Here is a 14,704-nt window from a genome sequence, read left to right as displayed (position 1 = left end):
CGGGCTCGATCTCTGTCGATGACGTGGACGGCGCCGACACCGCGACGGTCACTGCTCCGGCAGGTGCCCTTGGTACGCTTGTCCTGACGCCGGTCGAAGGTGGTGGTTACACCTACACCTACACAGTCGCCAACAGCGCCGTTCAGTATCTCGGCACAGGTCAAACCAAGACTGAGACCTTCACTATCACAACCGCGGACGGCACCGAGGAAACTGTCGAGTTCACGATCCACGGCGCCAACGAACCGATCCCACCGGTCGATCCCGGTCCGACCAACCGCGCCCCGACACTGGCCACACCTCTGGCCGACCAGTCCGGGAGCGAGGGTGGCGCCTTCACGTTCGGCGTACCGGCCGGCGCGTTCACGGACCCGGATGGCGATGCGCTCAGCTACTCGGCGACGCTGGAAGATGGCGTGGCCTTGCCGGCCTGGCTCATATTCAACCCGGCCACGCGTGAATTCACCGCTACGCCTGCACATGCTGACATCGGCACGCTCAATGTCGTGCTGACGGCGGCAGACGGCAGGGGCGGGACCGTGACGGACACCTTTGCCGTGACGATCACCGCCGCCGGCGGCGGCATCGGCGACATCACGCTGTCGGAGGCCAATGTCGATGAAAACTCGGCTGCAGGAACGGTCGTCGGCGACCTCGCCGTGCCGGGTGCTGCCGTTGGCGCCATCACCTACACCCTGACCGACAGCCAGGACACCGCCTTTGCGATCGTCGACGGCAAGCTGGTCGTCGCCGAGGGCGCCAAGCTCGACTTCGAAACCGGTGCGCTCTACACCATCGAAGTTGAAGCAACCGATGCTGGGGGGACTGTTTACCAGCAGACCTTCGACATCGATATCAACGATGTGCTCGAAAACCCCAAGGGCACGCCTGCCAAGGACAGGCTGATAGGCGATGCCTTCGACAACCGCATCAACGGCCGGGCAAGCAACGACGTCCTGAAGGGCATGGATGGCGATGACCGGCTCTCTGGCGGCCGCGGCAATGACCGTCTGATCGGCGGCGATGGCGCTGACACCTTCGTGTTCAGCAAGTTTGCCGGCCGCGATGTCGTCAAGGACTTCCATCCGGAAGAGGGCGACGTCATCGACCTGGGTCGTGCCGTAGGCATCGACAGCTTCAGGGACCTGATGAAGCACCATGTCGAAGAACGCGGCGACAATGTCGTCATCACGGCCGACAACGGCGCCACAATGGTGATCAAGCACATGGCGCTTGATGACCTCAAGGAAAGCGATTTCCTCTTCTGAGGCCTATAGCGGCGGCGGTCCCGGGACTGCCGCCGTTGGAACCAGGGTTCATGACTCAATGTCGGGGATCCCCGACGGGGTGACAACACGTTCAAACAAACTAATGGCCGGCAACGCTCGCGTTGCCGGCCATTTTCATTGGCCGAACCAGACCGCGACACCAATTGGTTACCCTAATATTTTGTTGAAAGGATCGATACAAATCCAGTGATATCCGTAGCACATCCTTAAGTATACATTCCAGATATGGCACACGTTTAAGTATATAATAAGTTTTGAGGCTCTACGGTCCCTGCAAATAAAGCAAAAAGCTTCAAGGCAGGGATCTGAAAATGGCAGGGAATGGATCGACCCCAATCAATGTTTCCGCAACCGGCGATGCGCTCATTGACGGTCTGCTGTATGGCACCGCGTGGAGCGGACCGGTGATCACCTACGCCTTTCCAGACAACCCCATGGCCTACAGCTATCAAAAGGAAGCCCAGGCAGCGTTCGCCCAGGCCTCGTCGCTACAGGTCGTCGCGACACTGTTCGCCATCGAACAGGATGCCGGAACAGATGGCGACGACGGCTTTTCCGTCGAGGGCTTCACGAATGTGGAAATCTCGCTGGGCGCATCCGAGAGCGCAAATCTGCGCATTGCCCAGTCGAGCGCTCCGAGCACCTCCTATACCTACATGCCCGACGGCATCGACCAGGCCGGCGACATGTGGTTCGGCCAACAGTTCGACTACACGTCTGCCCAGGCAGGCAACTATGCGTGGCACACAATCCTGCACGAAATCGGCCATGCGCTGGGTCTCAAGCACGGCAATGACGCGGTCAACGGATTTGACGCCCTGCCTAGCGAGTACGATGCCCTGGAATATACCGTGATGACCTATCGCAGCTACGAGGGCAGCAGCACGGATGGCTACACCTATTCCCAATGGAGCGCACCGCAGACTTACATGATGGGCGATATCGCGGCCCTTCAGCACATATATGGCGCCGATTTCACAACCAATGCAGGCGACACCAGATACACGTGGAGCCAGGCGTCCGGCGACACGTTCGTGAACGGCAAGCTGGCGATAAACGCCGGCGGCACCGCAATCTTCGCGACCATCTGGGATGGCGGCGGCGTCGATACCTATGATCTCGGAAGCTATACGACTGACCTGGACATCAATCTTGCTCCGGGGCAGTCCTCGACCTTCAACGACAGACAACTTGCCGCGTTGGGCAGAGGTCATTCAGCCAGCGGCAATATCTACAATGCCCTGCAATATGAAGGCGATGCGCGTTCTTTGATCGAAAATGCGATCGGTGGCTTCGGCGATGACACGATGGCCGGAAACATCGCAAGCAATATGCTGGCGGGCAGAGCCGGCAACGATCAACTCTTCGGCAATGAAGGATCCGACCACCTGCTCGGCGGTTATGGCCGGGATCGGCTTTTCGGAGAGGCCGACAATGATGAGCTGCGAGGCGGGCGTGACTGCGACAGGCTCTCCGGCGGCGCCGGTGACGACATGCTATATGGAGGCAGAGACGCCGACACTCTCGACGGCGGCGCCGGCAACGACAAACTGTTCGGCGGCAAGGGCGCGGACGTCTTCAATTTTGAAATCGGTTACGGCTCGGATACTATCGCTGACTTCCGGGACGGCATGGATACGATATCGCTGCGCGCATTCGGCTTTTCGGGAGCGCCGGAAGCCCTCGCCCATGCCGAGCAGATTGGCAAGGATGTGGTCTTCACCTTCGCAGAGGAAGACGTCCTGACAGTCCGCGGGATCGACATCGGCCAGTTGAGCGCGCGCGACTTCGCGCTATAGGCCCGATTGGCCGCGGTCCCATCCTGCGATCGTTTGCCTGCGATGCGAGTTGCGTGCACCAGACGGGTTGTCCTAAATGACTGTCGGAACCGGACGAGCTGAGGGGATTTGACGTGACCGACCAGAACAAAAACGAAGAGCCGATCGTCGAACTGCTGTTTCGCAACGGAAACCTGACGGTGGCTGGTATCGTCCTGTCGTTTTCGCTGGGGTTTCTCAACCAGTGGGCAAGCAATCCGGTTCCGTGGAATTTTGGGGATCTTCCGACGTTGATACTGCTGGCGTCGGGGATTGTGACCCAGATTGCTTCGATCGGCATCATGCTGCGGCACGATTCCGTCAAGAAACGCAATTTCGAGAGGGGCAACAAGCTGTTTCTGACCGGCATCGCTCTGACCGCCACCGGCGTCATCCTGGCGGTGGTGATCGATTTTTTCGTGATGGTTGGGTAATTACAGATTTGGGACCGGTGGCTTAACCAATCCCGCGCCGGACCGTTGCCTGCTCAGTGACGATGATATCCATCGGTATGTCATGGGCCAGAGGGTGGATGGTCGGCATTCGCTGCTGGACGTAGCCGACGCCGATGACAAGCGGGCGGTTCGGAAGCGCCGCCAGCGTTCGATCGAAAAAGCCGCCGCCGTAGCCAAGCCTGTAGCATCCGGCATCGAAGCCCACCAGCGGCGCGATCACGACATCAGGCACCATTTCAGGACCGCTTTCCGGAATGGGAATGTTCCAGACCCCCCGGCCGAGCGGCTCGCCCTTTTTCCAGGATTTGAATATCAGCGGCTGCCGCTTTTCAATGACGATGGGCAGCAGGCATGTGCCGCCCCTCTCGGTGACGCTTTCCATCCATGGACGCAGGTCCGGCTCGCCGCGGAACGGCCAGTAGAGGCTGATTGACTTGCCTTCGATTTCTCCGATGGCCTGGTCCAGGCCGGATGCAATCAGAGACGCATGATGGGTGCGGACTTCCGCCCGCAACGACAGCCGGGCGGCGATCATGCTTTCGCGTTGGATCTTGCGCCAGGCATAGATTCGTTGCGGTGCCTGCGGGTCTTCGAGGCCCATATAAGCGGGGTCCACCTCGCTGATCAGGCATGGCGGCGAGGCGCATTCGATTTCGGTTTCTTCGGCATCATCCCGGTGCATATGACGTTCCTCCGTGCTTGCCGGCCTCTTGCCCTTCCGCGCGCAGGACCAAACTGGTTCCATTGGGACGGCAGGGCGAACGATCTCGCAAATCTCCCTCGCCGGCCGATTTTCATCTTGTTACGCCGAAAAAATATGCAGATAAGGGAGCACTTGAACAATTTGCGCTCATTTTTGCGGATCTGCGATGACGAATGCGTCGAATACTGATGAAAAGTCGACCTTGTCGGCCAAATTTCGCCTCTTTGTACCCATTCTTCCGGGAGCCACGCTGAAGGAACGGCTCATCGGCTGCCTGGGCGCTCTGATCGGCATTTTCGTGACCGGACTGGTATGCGCCTATGTCTTTGGAAATCATCCGGAACTGCCGCTGATCGTCGCCCCCATAGGCGCTTCCGCCGTACTTCTGTTTGCGGTCCCGGCGAGCCCGCTTGCGCAACCCTGGCCGATCATCGGCGGCAACACGATCTCGGCACTGGTCGGCGTCGCGGTCGTACGTTTCGTTCACGATCCGATGCTTGCCGTCGGTCTGGCGGTGGCGCTCGCGATCGCCGTCATGTCCCTAACCCGGTCATTGCATCCGCCGGGAGGCGCTGCGGCGCTGACGGCTGTAATCGGTGGTCCGGCTGTCGCATCCGCCGGTTTCCTGTTTCCGCTGGTGCCAGTCGCGGTCAACTCGGTGATTCTCGTTTGCCTGGGAGTGGCGTTTCACCGTCTCAGCCGCAGGAACTATCCGCACCGCGCGCTTCCGGCACCCGTCAACACGCACAAGACCAACGATCTTCCGCCGGCCATGCGCGCCGGCTTCACCGATGCCGATATCGACGCCGCCATCGCCTCGTTCAACGAGACACTCGATATCGAGCGATCCGATCTCGACCGCCTGTTGCGGCAGGTCGAACTGCAGACCCTTTCAAGAAAGCATGGAGAACTTCTCTGCGGCGATATCATGTCTCGCGACGTGATCCATATCGGTCCGGACGGAACGACCGAAGCGGCACAGGCACTTCTGCTCGATCATGACATCCGAACCTTGCCTGTCGTCGCCGAAGATGGCTTGCTCATCGGCACAGTGGGCCTGCGCGAACTTGCCCAGGCGGCCGATTCCCGCCTGCCGGTCTCGCCGGCGGTCACAGCGCACCCCAACGATCCCGCCATCAGCCTGATACCGAAGCTGACCAGCGGACAAACCCATGCGGTGATAATCGTCGACCAAGAAAAACGGTTGCAAGGGCTGATATCGCAGACGGACCTGCTTGCGACGGTCGCCAGCAGCCTATCCACATCTCCGCACCCGGAAGAGCTCATGCAGGATGCAAGGGGCATCTGAGGGATGCCAGGGTCGCGGTATTCTGGCTCGGCCCTGCAAAACAGTCGATTCACGCAAAGAAACTGCGAAAACTCTGTTGACTTCGTGCAATCTCGCCCTTTCGCGCGCAAACGCACTCCTCTATGACGCTTTTGTGACAAGCAAAGGAAAGAGACGTTAGATGCTGGGTTGGTTTCGCAGACTTCTGCCGCGCGAGGATCGTTTTTTCGATCTGTTCGAACAGCACTCGCGCACCGTTGTCGGTGCAGCCGATGCCATGCGGTCCCTGCTGGCCGGGGAAGGCGACGCCGAGGCACATTGCCAGAGGATCGTTGAGCTGGAAGACAAGGCCGACGACATCACGCGCGAAGTGCTGCTGGCCGTGCGGCGCAGCTTTATCACGCCATTCGACCGTGGTGACATCAAGGATCTCATCCAGTCCATGGATGATGCGATCGACATGATGCACAAGACCGTCAAGACCATTCGCCTGTTCGAACAGAAGAGCTTCGATCCCGGCATGCGGGAAATGGGCGAACGCATTGCCGAGGCCGCAAAACTCGTGGCCGAAGCCATTCCGCTTCTCGACCGGATCGGCGTCAATGCCCACCGATTGAGCGAAATCGCCGAAGAAGTGACCCGCGTCGAAGGCCGCTCAGATGAACTGCATGAAGAGGGACTGAAGGACCTCTACCGGCGCCACGGTGCGTCCAACCCGATGGCCTACATCATCGGCAGCGAAATCTATGGTGAGCTTGAGAAGGTTGTCGACCGCTTCGAGGACGTCGCCAACGAAATCAGCGGCATCGTGATCGAGAACGTCTGATGGACGCAACCCTTGCCCTGCCGCTGCTGATCGCCCTGATCGGCGTGGCGCTGTTCTTCGACTTCCTGAACGGCCTGCATGACGCGGCCAATTCGATTGCAACGATCGTTTCGACGCGGGTGCTGCGCCCGCAATATGCAGTCCTATGGGCCGCATTCTTCAATTTCATCGCGTTCATGTTCTTCGGACTGCACGTGGCCGAGACGCTCGGCACCGGCATCATCGATCCCGCCATCGTCAGCCCGCAGGTCATCTTTGCCGCACTGATGGGCGCTATCGTCTGGAACATCGTCACCTGGATCTTCGGCATTCCATCGAGTTCGTCGCATGCGCTCATTGGTGGCCTGGTCGGAGCCGGCCTTGCCAAGACCGGCGGTAGCGCCATCGTGCTCTCGGGCCTTCTCAAGACCGTCGGGGCAATTTTCCTGTCGCCGATGATCGGCTTCTTCCTCGCCCTGATGCTCGTTCTCATCGTGTCATGGATCTGCTTGCGCCAGACGCCATTTGCGGTCGACCGTTCGTTTCGCGGGCTGCAATTCGTCTCGGCCTCGCTCTATTCGCTCGGCCATGGCGGCAACGACGCGCAGAAGACTATGGGCATCATTGCCGTGTTGCTCTACTCGCAAGGTTACCTTGGGCCGACATTCCATGTGCCGTTCTGGGTGGTGATAACCTGCCAGACGGCGATCGCGCTTGGCACTCTGTTCGGCGGCTGGCGGATCGTCCACACTATGGGCTCGAAGATCACCCGTCTCAACCCGATGCAGGGCTTTTGCGCCGAGACGGGCGGAGCGATCACGTTGTTCGCCGCCACGTGGCTCGGAATCCCGGTCTCGACCACCCACACGATCACCGGCGCCATCATCGGCGTAGGTGCGGCGCGGCGCGTCTCCGCCGTCCGCTGGGGCCTGGCCGGCAACATCGTCATCGCCTGGTTCATCACGCTTCCGGCCGCCGCGGCAATCTCCGCTCTCGTCTACTGGGTCTGCGGACTGTTTTCCTGACGCCTGCGCATTCTCCCGGTTGATCTCCATCGACGAGCGGCCATAAAGTGCCGCCGTCGAAATCGGAAACAATGACCATGCGCACAATCACCGTCGCCGCCACGCAGATGGCCTGCAGTTGGGACATCGAAGACAATCTCGCCAAGGCCGAACGACTGGTTCGTCGGGCGGCTGATGACGGCGCGCAGATAATCCTCATTCAGGAACTGTTTGCCACACCCTATTTCTGTCAGGACCAGATCGCCGAATTCTTCGATCTCGCCTTCCCGCTGGACGCCAACCCCATCGTCGAACGGTTTGCGCGGCTCGCCGCCAAACTGAATGTCGTGTTGCCGGTGAGCTATTTCGAAAAATCCGGCAAAGCCTATTTCAACAGCATCGCAATTGTCGATGCGGACGGCGCCATACTCGGCAACTACCGCAAGAGCCATATTCCCGACGGTCCCGGCTACACTGAAAAATTCTATTTTTCGCCGGGCGATACCGGGTTCAGGGTCTGGCACACCCGGCATGCTGCCATCGGTGTCGGCATCTGCTGGGATCAGTGGTTTCCCGAGGCCGCCCGCGCCATGGCGCTGCAGGGCGCCGAAATCCTCCTCTATCCAACCGCAATCGGCTCCGAGCCGCAGGACGCGGGGATCGATTCTGCCGGCCATTGGCAACGGGTCATGCAGGGTCATGCCGGCGCCAACCTGATGCCCGTGGTCGCTTCCAACAGGATCGGCACCGAGCCGGGACGCCAGGGCACGGAAATCACCTTCTACGGCTCGTCCTTCATCAGCGGTCAAACCGGAGTGAAAGTCGCTGAGGCAGATCGTGAAACGGAAGCGGTACTCACTGCAACTTTCGACCTCGATGCCATCGAAAAACAGCGTCGCGCTTGGGGTTTGTTTCGCGACCGCCGGCCGGAGCTCTACAAGCCGCTGATGTCGCTCGGTGGCTAAGCAGCAACAAGAATCGCAGCCGTTCTACAGAAACATCGCACCGGCCTCGGCGACCACCGAGATCCCGAGATAAATTGCAAATGCACAGAGCACGGTCGCAGCCATGCGACCGAGCCAGGCCTGCGGTATGTTGCCCTGCCTCTTCGAAGCGAGCACCATACCCATCCCGATCCAGGCCATCGCCGCGAGGATTGCCAGTCCTGCGAAAATAAAAATCTTGCCCAGCAGATCGGTTGCCCCCGTAACCGGCGGAAAAATCGCGAATGCGAAGATCAGGCTTTTGGGATTGAAGAGCGTGATCCAGAATATTTGCGGTCCGCTGACCAGAGGACCATTGCCGGCGCCGGGTCGACTTCTCCATAGACGCCATGCCAGCACGAGAACAAGCACCAGCGCCACCGATTTGAGAACCATGCCGCCCTGCGCGCGCCATGCCCCCAACAGTTCATTGAAGGCGAGGAGCGGCGAGATCGCTATCGCGTAGGCCATAAGTTCGACTACAACAAGCGGCAACGCCTTGCGGAAACCTCGCTCGGCGCCAGCCGTCATCAACAGCGCGTTGGTCGGGCCAGGCAGGATCAGCAGCAGGCCGGTGCCGCCGATGAAGGCAATCATGTTCGTAACAGGCATCAATTCGTCCAAAACAGGCGTAATGTTGTTTTGAGCTAGCCCGCCTTGCCGCGTTCCGCAAGCTTATGTAGAGAATGCCCAGAATTTGCAGATGAAACGGACCCGGGATCATGCGCGCGCGAACGATAACCATTCTCGGCTCGACCGGCTCAATCGGCTGCAGCACGCTTGACGTGATCGGCCAATTGGACGGCGAAGAGAAGATCGAAGTCGCTGCGTTGACCGGCAACGGCAACATTGCGCTCCTGGCGGAGCAAGCCCGCGTTTCCGGAGCCCGCCTGGTGGTCACGGCAGACGACAACCGCTACCAGGATTTGAAGAATGCCGTCAGCGGCACCGGCATTGCCGTCGCCGCAGGCAGGGCTGGCCTGATCGAGGCAGCGGAGATGCCGTCGGATTGTGTCATGGCTGCGATCGTCGGCACGGCCGGCCTGGCACCGACTCTTGCCGCCGCACGCCGCGGCGCCGATATCGCGCTCGCCAACAAGGAATGCCTGGTATCAGCTGGCGACCTGTTCGTGCAGGCCGTCAAGGCCGGCGGCGGACGGCTTATCCCGGTCGACAGTGAACACAGCGCCATTTTCCAATCGCTGGATGAAAAGCAGCGCCATGCCGTTGAGCGGATCATTCTCACCGCATCCGGCGGACCGTTCCGGACATGGCAGCGTTCGGAAATGGCCGGCGTCACCGCCGATCTCGCTCGTGCCCATCCCAACTGGTCGATGGGGCTGAAAATCTCGATCGGCAGCGCCACCATGTTCAACAAGGCGCTGGAAATGATCGAGGCCAAACATCTCTTCGATGTGCGGCCGGATCAGATCGAGGTGATCGTCCATCCCCAGTCCATCATTCATTCGATGGTTGGCTACACGGACGGCTCGATCATCGCCCAGCTCGGCGCGCCGGACATGCGCACCGCTATCGGCTATGCGTTGACCTATCCATCGCGCACCCGGCTGAATGTCGAACGCCTGGATTTCGCCAAGCTCGCCCGGCTCGATTTCGAAGCACCCGACGAGGCGCGTTTTCCGGCGCTGAGGCTGGCCCGCACGGCGCTCGAACGCGGTGGCCTGCAGGGCGGGATCATGAACGCCGCTGAAGAAACTGCGTTCCAGGCATTCGTCGACGGCCGGATCGGCTTTCTCAGCATGGCCGACATTGCCGAGCAGGTCATGGAAGACATGGTCGGTTTCGGCATGGCCTCATCCATGGACTCGGTCTTTGAGGCCGATGCTGAAGCCCGCCATCGTGCTGCTGACATCATCGACAGAAACGCTGCTGCTGCCTGAGGATCTCAAACGCCGTAGACCGCGTTGACGATCTGGTCGGGAAAAGCACCCATGCAGCCTTCAAGCGCATTGTTGGTGACGCTGACAGCCGAAAGCTTCTCTTCCGGGTCGATGAACCAGTTCAGGCCATAGACGCCGCCCCAACGTATCGTTCCCCTGGATTGGGGCGTCATGGCGCGCGCGGGATCGTCCACCACAGCGCCGAAATAACCGAACTTCACGCCCGGATCGTCCATCTCCAGCGCCCCGATCTGGTTGGCAAAACCCATTCGCACGGTTTCCGGCCTGAGCACGCCCGCCCCGCCGGCCCGCAACGCTTCCAGCAGCCGCATGATGTCGTCAGCTGTCCCCGCCATACCTGCGCCGCCCGACTGAAAGGCCTTGGAATTGAAGATGCGCGAAGGCGAAAACCCCAACGTCCAGCCGGCATCGTCGGTCGCGGTCCAGGGGTCGGACATGCGCACTGGCAGGGGCTTGGCGTCACCATAAGGGACGGCGAGCCGGGCCGGATCGGTAATATGAAAGCGGCTGTCGATCATGCCCAGTGGCCCGGCCACATAGGCAACTACGGCATCCTCGAGCGTTCCGCCATGCACCTTGGCGATCACAGCACCCAGCAGATCCGTTGCGAACGAGTAGGCCCAGCGCATGCCCGGCGCAAACGCAAGGGGTATGGCGTTGTGGCGGCTGAAATTGGCCTCAAAATCGAGATCGGTGTCTGAAAGTCCGCATGAGATGGCGCGATCTGCCGGCAACAGTTCCAGCGCCGGATCGTAGACGAGCCCTGACGTATGTGTCAGCAGATGATGCATTGTGATGTCTGCCGGCTTGCCGTCAGCGGTTCTGGGTGTGAACCAGGGAAGATGATCAGCAACCTTGTCGGTCAATCCAAGCTTGCCGCGCTCCACCATCGCCAGCGCCGCGGCAGCCACGATCGGCTTGGTGACCGAAGCCAACCGGAAGATCGTGTCGAATTCGACTGGAATCGCCGCTTCCCGATCGGCAAAACCGGCCGCGCGCCGGACAACGGGTTCACCATCTTTGTAGACGAGAACCACGGCTCCGGTAATTCGCCCGGCCCGTACCGCCTCGTCGATGACGCGATCGACCCTCTCCCCCAACCCCATCTGCCTGCTCCGGAAATCCATGAATCAAAAATGCGGACCATCTGTCGATGATCCGCATCAGATTTGCAAGCTATCGTCGAGGGTTCGTCAGGCAACCGCGCGGGCAAGCGCGCAGCGCGCCCAAAGCGCGTGCAGGGAACTCACAAGATGCTCGATATCACCGTCCGAGTGATAGGGCGCCGGTGTAATGCGCAGGCGTTCGGTCTTCTTCGGCACGGTCGGATAGTTGATCGGCTGGACGTAGATGCCGTAATTGTCGAGCAGCAGGTCCGAGAGCCACTTGCACTTGGCGGCGTCCTTGACCATGACCGGTACGATATGGCTCGGATTGTTGAGATGCGGAATACCCTGCGTATCGAGCGCGGCTCTGAGCTTGCGAACACGCTCCTGATGCCGTGCGCGCTCCATCTGGCTGACCTTCAGATGCTGGATCGACGCCAGAGCACCTGCGGCCAGTGCGGGCGGCAGCGACGTCGTGAAGATAAAGCCGGATGCGAAAGAACGAACGAAATCGCACAGCGCGGTCGAGCCGGTTATGTAGCCGCCCATGACACCGAATGACTTGCCCAGCGTGCCTTCGATCACCGTCAGCCGGTGCATCTGACCATCGCGCTCGGCAATGCCACCGCCGCGCGGGCCATAAAGGCCAACCGCATGGACTTCGTCGAGATAGGTCATCGCGCCGTACTTGTCGGCGAGGTCGCAGATCTCCTTGATGGGCGCGATATCGCCATCCATCGAATAGACGGACTCGAATGCGATCATCTTGAGCGCCGAAGGATCGGCAGCGGCAAGCCGCGCCTCGAGATCGGCCAGGTCATTGTGCTTGAAGATCACGCGTTCGCATTTTGCATGACGAATGCCCTCGATCATCGAAGCGTGGTTGCCTGCGTCCGAGAACACGATCATTCCCGGAATCTTCGAACAGAGCGTCGAAAGCGTGGTCCAGTTGGACATGTAGCCGGAATTGAACAGAAGCGCAGCTTCCTTGCCGTGGAGATCGGCGAGCTCGCGCTCCAGCAGCACGTGATAGTGATTCGTGCCGGAAATGTTGCGGGTGCCGCCGGCGCCTGCACCACAGCTGTCGATTGCCTCTTTCATCGCGGCGATCACCTTGGGATGCTGGCCCATGCCGAGATAGTCGTTCGAGCACCAGACCGTCACTTCCTGCGGGCCGTTCTCCGTATAACGGATAGCCTTGGGGAACTTGCCGGCCTGTCGTTCGAGATCCGCAAAAACGCGATAGCGGCCTTCCTGGTGTAGACCATCCAGCGCATCTTTGAAAAAGGCTTCGAATTCCATCATTCTCTCCAGATATTCGACGATTGTTTTGTTTGGAATCATTCCAACCGTCAACCCCCGCGCACCAGGAATCGGCATTTCCGCGGCGTTAGGGCGCATCACCACGTGGCAACGCGCTCATCTTACATCTGAACGTTCCAGAAATCCGTTTCATTGACCTCGATCAAGCGAAATCAGCTCGATCCGCCACCGGCTCAGAATTCTTCCCAGGAGTCCTGCGCAAGCGCTGTGTTGCCTGCGACGAGCGGTATTTTCCTGGCCGGTGCCGCCGGCTTGCGTGCAGCAGTCGGCGCCTTAGCTGCAGCCCTGGCCACCGGGCGCGTTGCTGCCGGCTTTGCGGATACCGTTTCGAAGCCTGTCTGGAACTCAGCCAGCATCCGATTGATCTGCACCGCCTCTTCGGCGAGCTTGTCGCTTGCGGTGTTGGTTTCCTGCACCATCACAGCATTCTGCTGGGTGCCCTGGTCCATGACATTGACAGCGACATTGATCTCGGACAGCGCCGAAGTCTGCTCGCGCGCCGCCTGGTAAATGGCGCTGATGTGCTGGCTGATTTCGGTCACTTCGGTAACGATGGTCCCGAGCGCCTCGCCGGTCTCGGCCACCAGCGACACGCCTGCCTTCACCTGCTCGCCGGAATTGGTGATCAAGTTCTTGATCTCCTTGGCGGCCTTGGCGGAACGCTGGGCAAGTTCGCGCACTTCCTGGGCAACCACGGCAAAACCCTTGCCTGCTTCACCCGCACGCGCTGCTTCCACGCCGGCATTCAGGGCGAGCAGATTGGTCTGGAAGGCGATATCGTCGATAACGCCGATAATATTGGAAATCTCGTGCGAGGAGTTCTCGATAGCACCCATGGCCGACACAGCCTTGTTGACCACTTCGCCGGAGCGTTCAGCCCCTGAGCGGGCCCGGGCAGCCAGGCTGTTGGCCTCTTCCGCGCGCTTGGTCGAATCGGTGACGGTGGCAGTGATCTGTTCGAGAGCGGCCGCGGTTTCCTCGACGGAGGCGGCCTGCTGCTCGGTGCGCTTAGCGAGGCTGTCGGCGGATCCATGGATTTCAGCGGCGGCGTGGCTGACGCCGGACGCCGAACTTTCGATGCGGGAAATCGTCTGGCCCAGTTCCGCTACCGCCTGGTTGAAGGCATCGCGCATACCGGAATAGGCATCGGGCAGCGGCTCGTCGATCCGGTGGTCAAGCCGCTTGTCGGCAACAGCGGAGATGGCCCGACCGAAAACGTCGGTTACCGCCGTCGCTTCTTCGAGAATGCGATCCTGGGTCTTCTGAATCGCCGCTTCCTTCTCGTCGATGTAGACGGAGATCGCCAGATCCATGTCGAGCAGCACCGCCTTGGCGAGGCTTCCGAGCATTTGGCCCAGCTCCTCGGCGTCCACTGTCCGCTTGGCGAAGAGCCCTGCCTTGGGGAAGTATTCCTCCAGTGCCGCCTTGATCAGGTGGTCGAGCAGAATTGCATAGCCGCCGATATACCACTGGGGTTCCAGTCCGATCCTGGCGTGCACCTTGCCAATGGTGCGGACATTGATGCCATACTGTTCGTTGAAATCACCTTTGGCGATGTTGCCCCAATGGCCGACCTGGGCATTCTTTGCTCCAGACATGTGCTGGTCGGAAGAAAAGAAGCGGTTGGTCTCAGGGGTTTTCCGAATGGTCTGATAGAATTTGTCCAGGGCTTTCGGCAGTTCGCGCTCGATCACAGGACGAAGGGCGCGGAGCTTTTCGCGATTGGCCGCGCCGAGCTGCATGAACTCCAAACGGGTTTCAATATCTGGCACTTTGTCGGAGGAGGTCGTTGCGGCACTCATTCGTATGATCCCTGAACTGGCAATGCGGGCGCCAACGGATCATCCATGGTTCTGCGCACAGGGTCATCGTTCATCCGATGACATGAAAACAACATTCCCGAATTAAGGGAAAAACCACTAAACTTTTCTTAAAAATTTTAATTTTATTCGGGTCTCGCCCTTGAGACTTAAGTTCAAAGTCCGCGATCACATGAACTGATCGCGGAC

13 protein-coding genes are annotated in these 14,704 nt (G+C 60.0%); 8 read left to right on the top strand and 5 right to left on the bottom strand.

The genetic code is table 11. The annotated features are described in order from the left end of the window. The 3 genes from JJB09_RS22300 to JJB09_RS22290 form a co-directional block, all read left to right on the top strand. A partial coding sequence (locus JJB09_RS22300; protein WP_201663295.1) for a putative Ig domain-containing protein occupies window positions 1-1,268 on the top strand: 1,268 nt, incomplete at its 5' end. Between the two features lie 332 nt (window positions 1,269-1,600). Further along, window positions 1,601-3,088, top strand: a complete 1,488-nt coding sequence (locus JJB09_RS22295) for a M10 family metallopeptidase C-terminal domain-containing protein (RefSeq protein ID WP_201663294.1) — start codon at window positions 1,601-1,603, stop codon at window positions 3,086-3,088. A gap of 113 nt (window positions 3,089-3,201) precedes the next feature. Further along, entirely contained in the window at window positions 3,202-3,540 is a 339-nt protein-coding gene (locus JJB09_RS22290) for a hypothetical protein (RefSeq protein WP_201663293.1), read from the top strand. Between the two features lie 22 nt (window positions 3,541-3,562). On the opposite strand, the gene JJB09_RS22285 is transcribed toward JJB09_RS22290, so the two are convergent. Further along, window positions 3,563-4,243: a 5-formyltetrahydrofolate cyclo-ligase gene (locus tag JJB09_RS22285; RefSeq protein WP_201663292.1), complete on the bottom strand. Its 681-nt coding sequence runs from the start codon at window positions 4,241-4,243 to the stop codon at window positions 3,563-3,565. A 187-nt stretch (window positions 4,244-4,430) separates the two neighbouring features. Here JJB09_RS22285 and JJB09_RS22280 point away from each other — a divergent pair, with 187 nt between their 5' ends. The 4 genes from JJB09_RS22280 (at window position 4,431) to aguB (ending at window position 8,326) form a co-directional block, all read left to right on the top strand. Next, on the top strand, window positions 4,431-5,573 hold the full coding sequence (locus JJB09_RS22280) for an HPP family protein (RefSeq protein ID WP_201663291.1): 1,143 nt from the start codon (window positions 4,431-4,433) through the stop codon (window positions 5,571-5,573). 160 nt (window positions 5,574-5,733) lie between these two features. Continuing rightward, window positions 5,734-6,378: a DUF47 domain-containing protein gene (locus JJB09_RS22275; RefSeq protein ID WP_201663290.1), complete on the top strand. Its 645-nt coding sequence runs from the start codon at window positions 5,734-5,736 to the stop codon at window positions 6,376-6,378. Then, entirely contained in the window at window positions 6,378-7,382 is a 1,005-nt protein-coding gene (locus tag JJB09_RS22270) for an inorganic phosphate transporter (RefSeq protein WP_201663289.1), read from the top strand. Before JJB09_RS22275 ends, JJB09_RS22270 begins: the two co-directional genes overlap by 1 nt. A gap of 77 nt (window positions 7,383-7,459) precedes the next feature. Further along, window positions 7,460-8,326, top strand: coding sequence for an N-carbamoylputrescine amidase (gene aguB, locus JJB09_RS22265; protein WP_201663288.1), 867 nt, complete (start codon window positions 7,460-7,462; stop codon window positions 8,324-8,326). Window positions 8,327-8,350: 24 nt separating this feature from the next. Here aguB and JJB09_RS22260 read toward each other — a convergent pair whose 3' ends face one another. After that, on the bottom strand, window positions 8,351-8,956 hold the full coding sequence (locus JJB09_RS22260; protein WP_201663287.1) for a LysE family translocator: 606 nt from the start codon (window positions 8,954-8,956) through the stop codon (window positions 8,351-8,353). Window positions 8,957-9,066: 110 nt separating this feature from the next. On the opposite strand from JJB09_RS22260, the gene dxr reads away from it, so the two are divergent. Further along, window positions 9,067-10,245 carry a 1-deoxy-D-xylulose-5-phosphate reductoisomerase gene (dxr, locus tag JJB09_RS22255; RefSeq protein ID WP_201663286.1) on the top strand — a complete coding sequence of 393 codons (1,179 nt, stop codon included), beginning with the start codon at window positions 9,067-9,069 and terminating at the stop codon, window positions 10,243-10,245. Window positions 10,246-10,250: 5 nt separating this feature from the next. Here dxr and JJB09_RS22250 read toward each other — a convergent pair whose 3' ends face one another. From JJB09_RS22250 to JJB09_RS22240, 3 genes are all read right to left on the bottom strand, one after another. Beyond that, window positions 10,251-11,372, bottom strand: a complete 1,122-nt coding sequence (locus JJB09_RS22250) for a serine hydrolase domain-containing protein (RefSeq protein WP_201663285.1) — start codon at window positions 11,370-11,372, stop codon at window positions 10,251-10,253. An 87-nt stretch (window positions 11,373-11,459) separates the two neighbouring features. Beyond that, entirely contained in the window at window positions 11,460-12,674 is a 1,215-nt protein-coding gene (gene hemA / locus JJB09_RS22245; RefSeq protein WP_201663284.1) for a 5-aminolevulinate synthase, read from the bottom strand. A gap of 194 nt (window positions 12,675-12,868) precedes the next feature. Then, window positions 12,869-14,497 carry a globin-coupled sensor protein gene (locus JJB09_RS22240; RefSeq protein WP_201663283.1) on the bottom strand — a complete coding sequence of 543 codons (1,629 nt, stop codon included), beginning with the start codon at window positions 14,495-14,497 and terminating at the stop codon, window positions 12,869-12,871. Window positions 14,498-14,704: the final 207 nt, after the last annotated feature.

The organism is Phytoamicus setariae, assembly GCF_016722925.1.
GTDB lineage: Bacteria > Pseudomonadota > Alphaproteobacteria > Rhizobiales > Rhizobiaceae > Rhizobium_E > Rhizobium_E setariae.
The sequence above is the reverse complement of the archived record's forward strand: the minus strand, read 5'-3'. Positions and strand labels throughout refer to the sequence as shown.

Bases quoted from the DNA above. Each gene is read 5' to 3' on its own strand.
- JJB09_RS22295 (WP_201663294.1), top strand. From the start codon at position 1,601: ATGGCAGGGAATGGATCGACCCCAATCAATGTTTCCGCAACCGGCGAT.
- JJB09_RS22285 (WP_201663292.1), bottom strand. From the start codon at position 4,243: ATGCACCGGGATGATGCCGAAGAAACCGAAATCGAATGCGCCTCGCCG.
- JJB09_RS22280 (WP_201663291.1), top strand. From the start codon at position 4,431: ATGACGAATGCGTCGAATACTGATGAAAAGTCGACCTTGTCGGCCAAA.
- JJB09_RS22275 (WP_201663290.1), top strand. From the start codon at position 5,734: ATGCTGGGTTGGTTTCGCAGACTTCTGCCGCGCGAGGATCGTTTTTTC.
- JJB09_RS22270 (WP_201663289.1), top strand. From the start codon at position 6,378: ATGGACGCAACCCTTGCCCTGCCGCTGCTGATCGCCCTGATCGGCGTG.
- aguB (WP_201663288.1), top strand. From the start codon at position 7,460: ATGCGCACAATCACCGTCGCCGCCACGCAGATGGCCTGCAGTTGGGAC.
- JJB09_RS22260 (WP_201663287.1), bottom strand. From the start codon at position 8,956: ATGCCTGTTACGAACATGATTGCCTTCATCGGCGGCACCGGCCTGCTG.
- dxr (WP_201663286.1), top strand. From the start codon at position 9,067: ATGCGCGCGCGAACGATAACCATTCTCGGCTCGACCGGCTCAATCGGC.
- JJB09_RS22250 (WP_201663285.1), bottom strand. From the start codon at position 11,372: ATGGGGTTGGGGGAGAGGGTCGATCGCGTCATCGACGAGGCGGTACGG.
- hemA (WP_201663284.1), bottom strand. From the start codon at position 12,674: ATGGAATTCGAAGCCTTTTTCAAAGATGCGCTGGATGGTCTACACCAG.
- JJB09_RS22240 (WP_201663283.1), bottom strand. From the start codon at position 14,497: ATGAGTGCCGCAACGACCTCCTCCGACAAAGTGCCAGATATTGAAACC.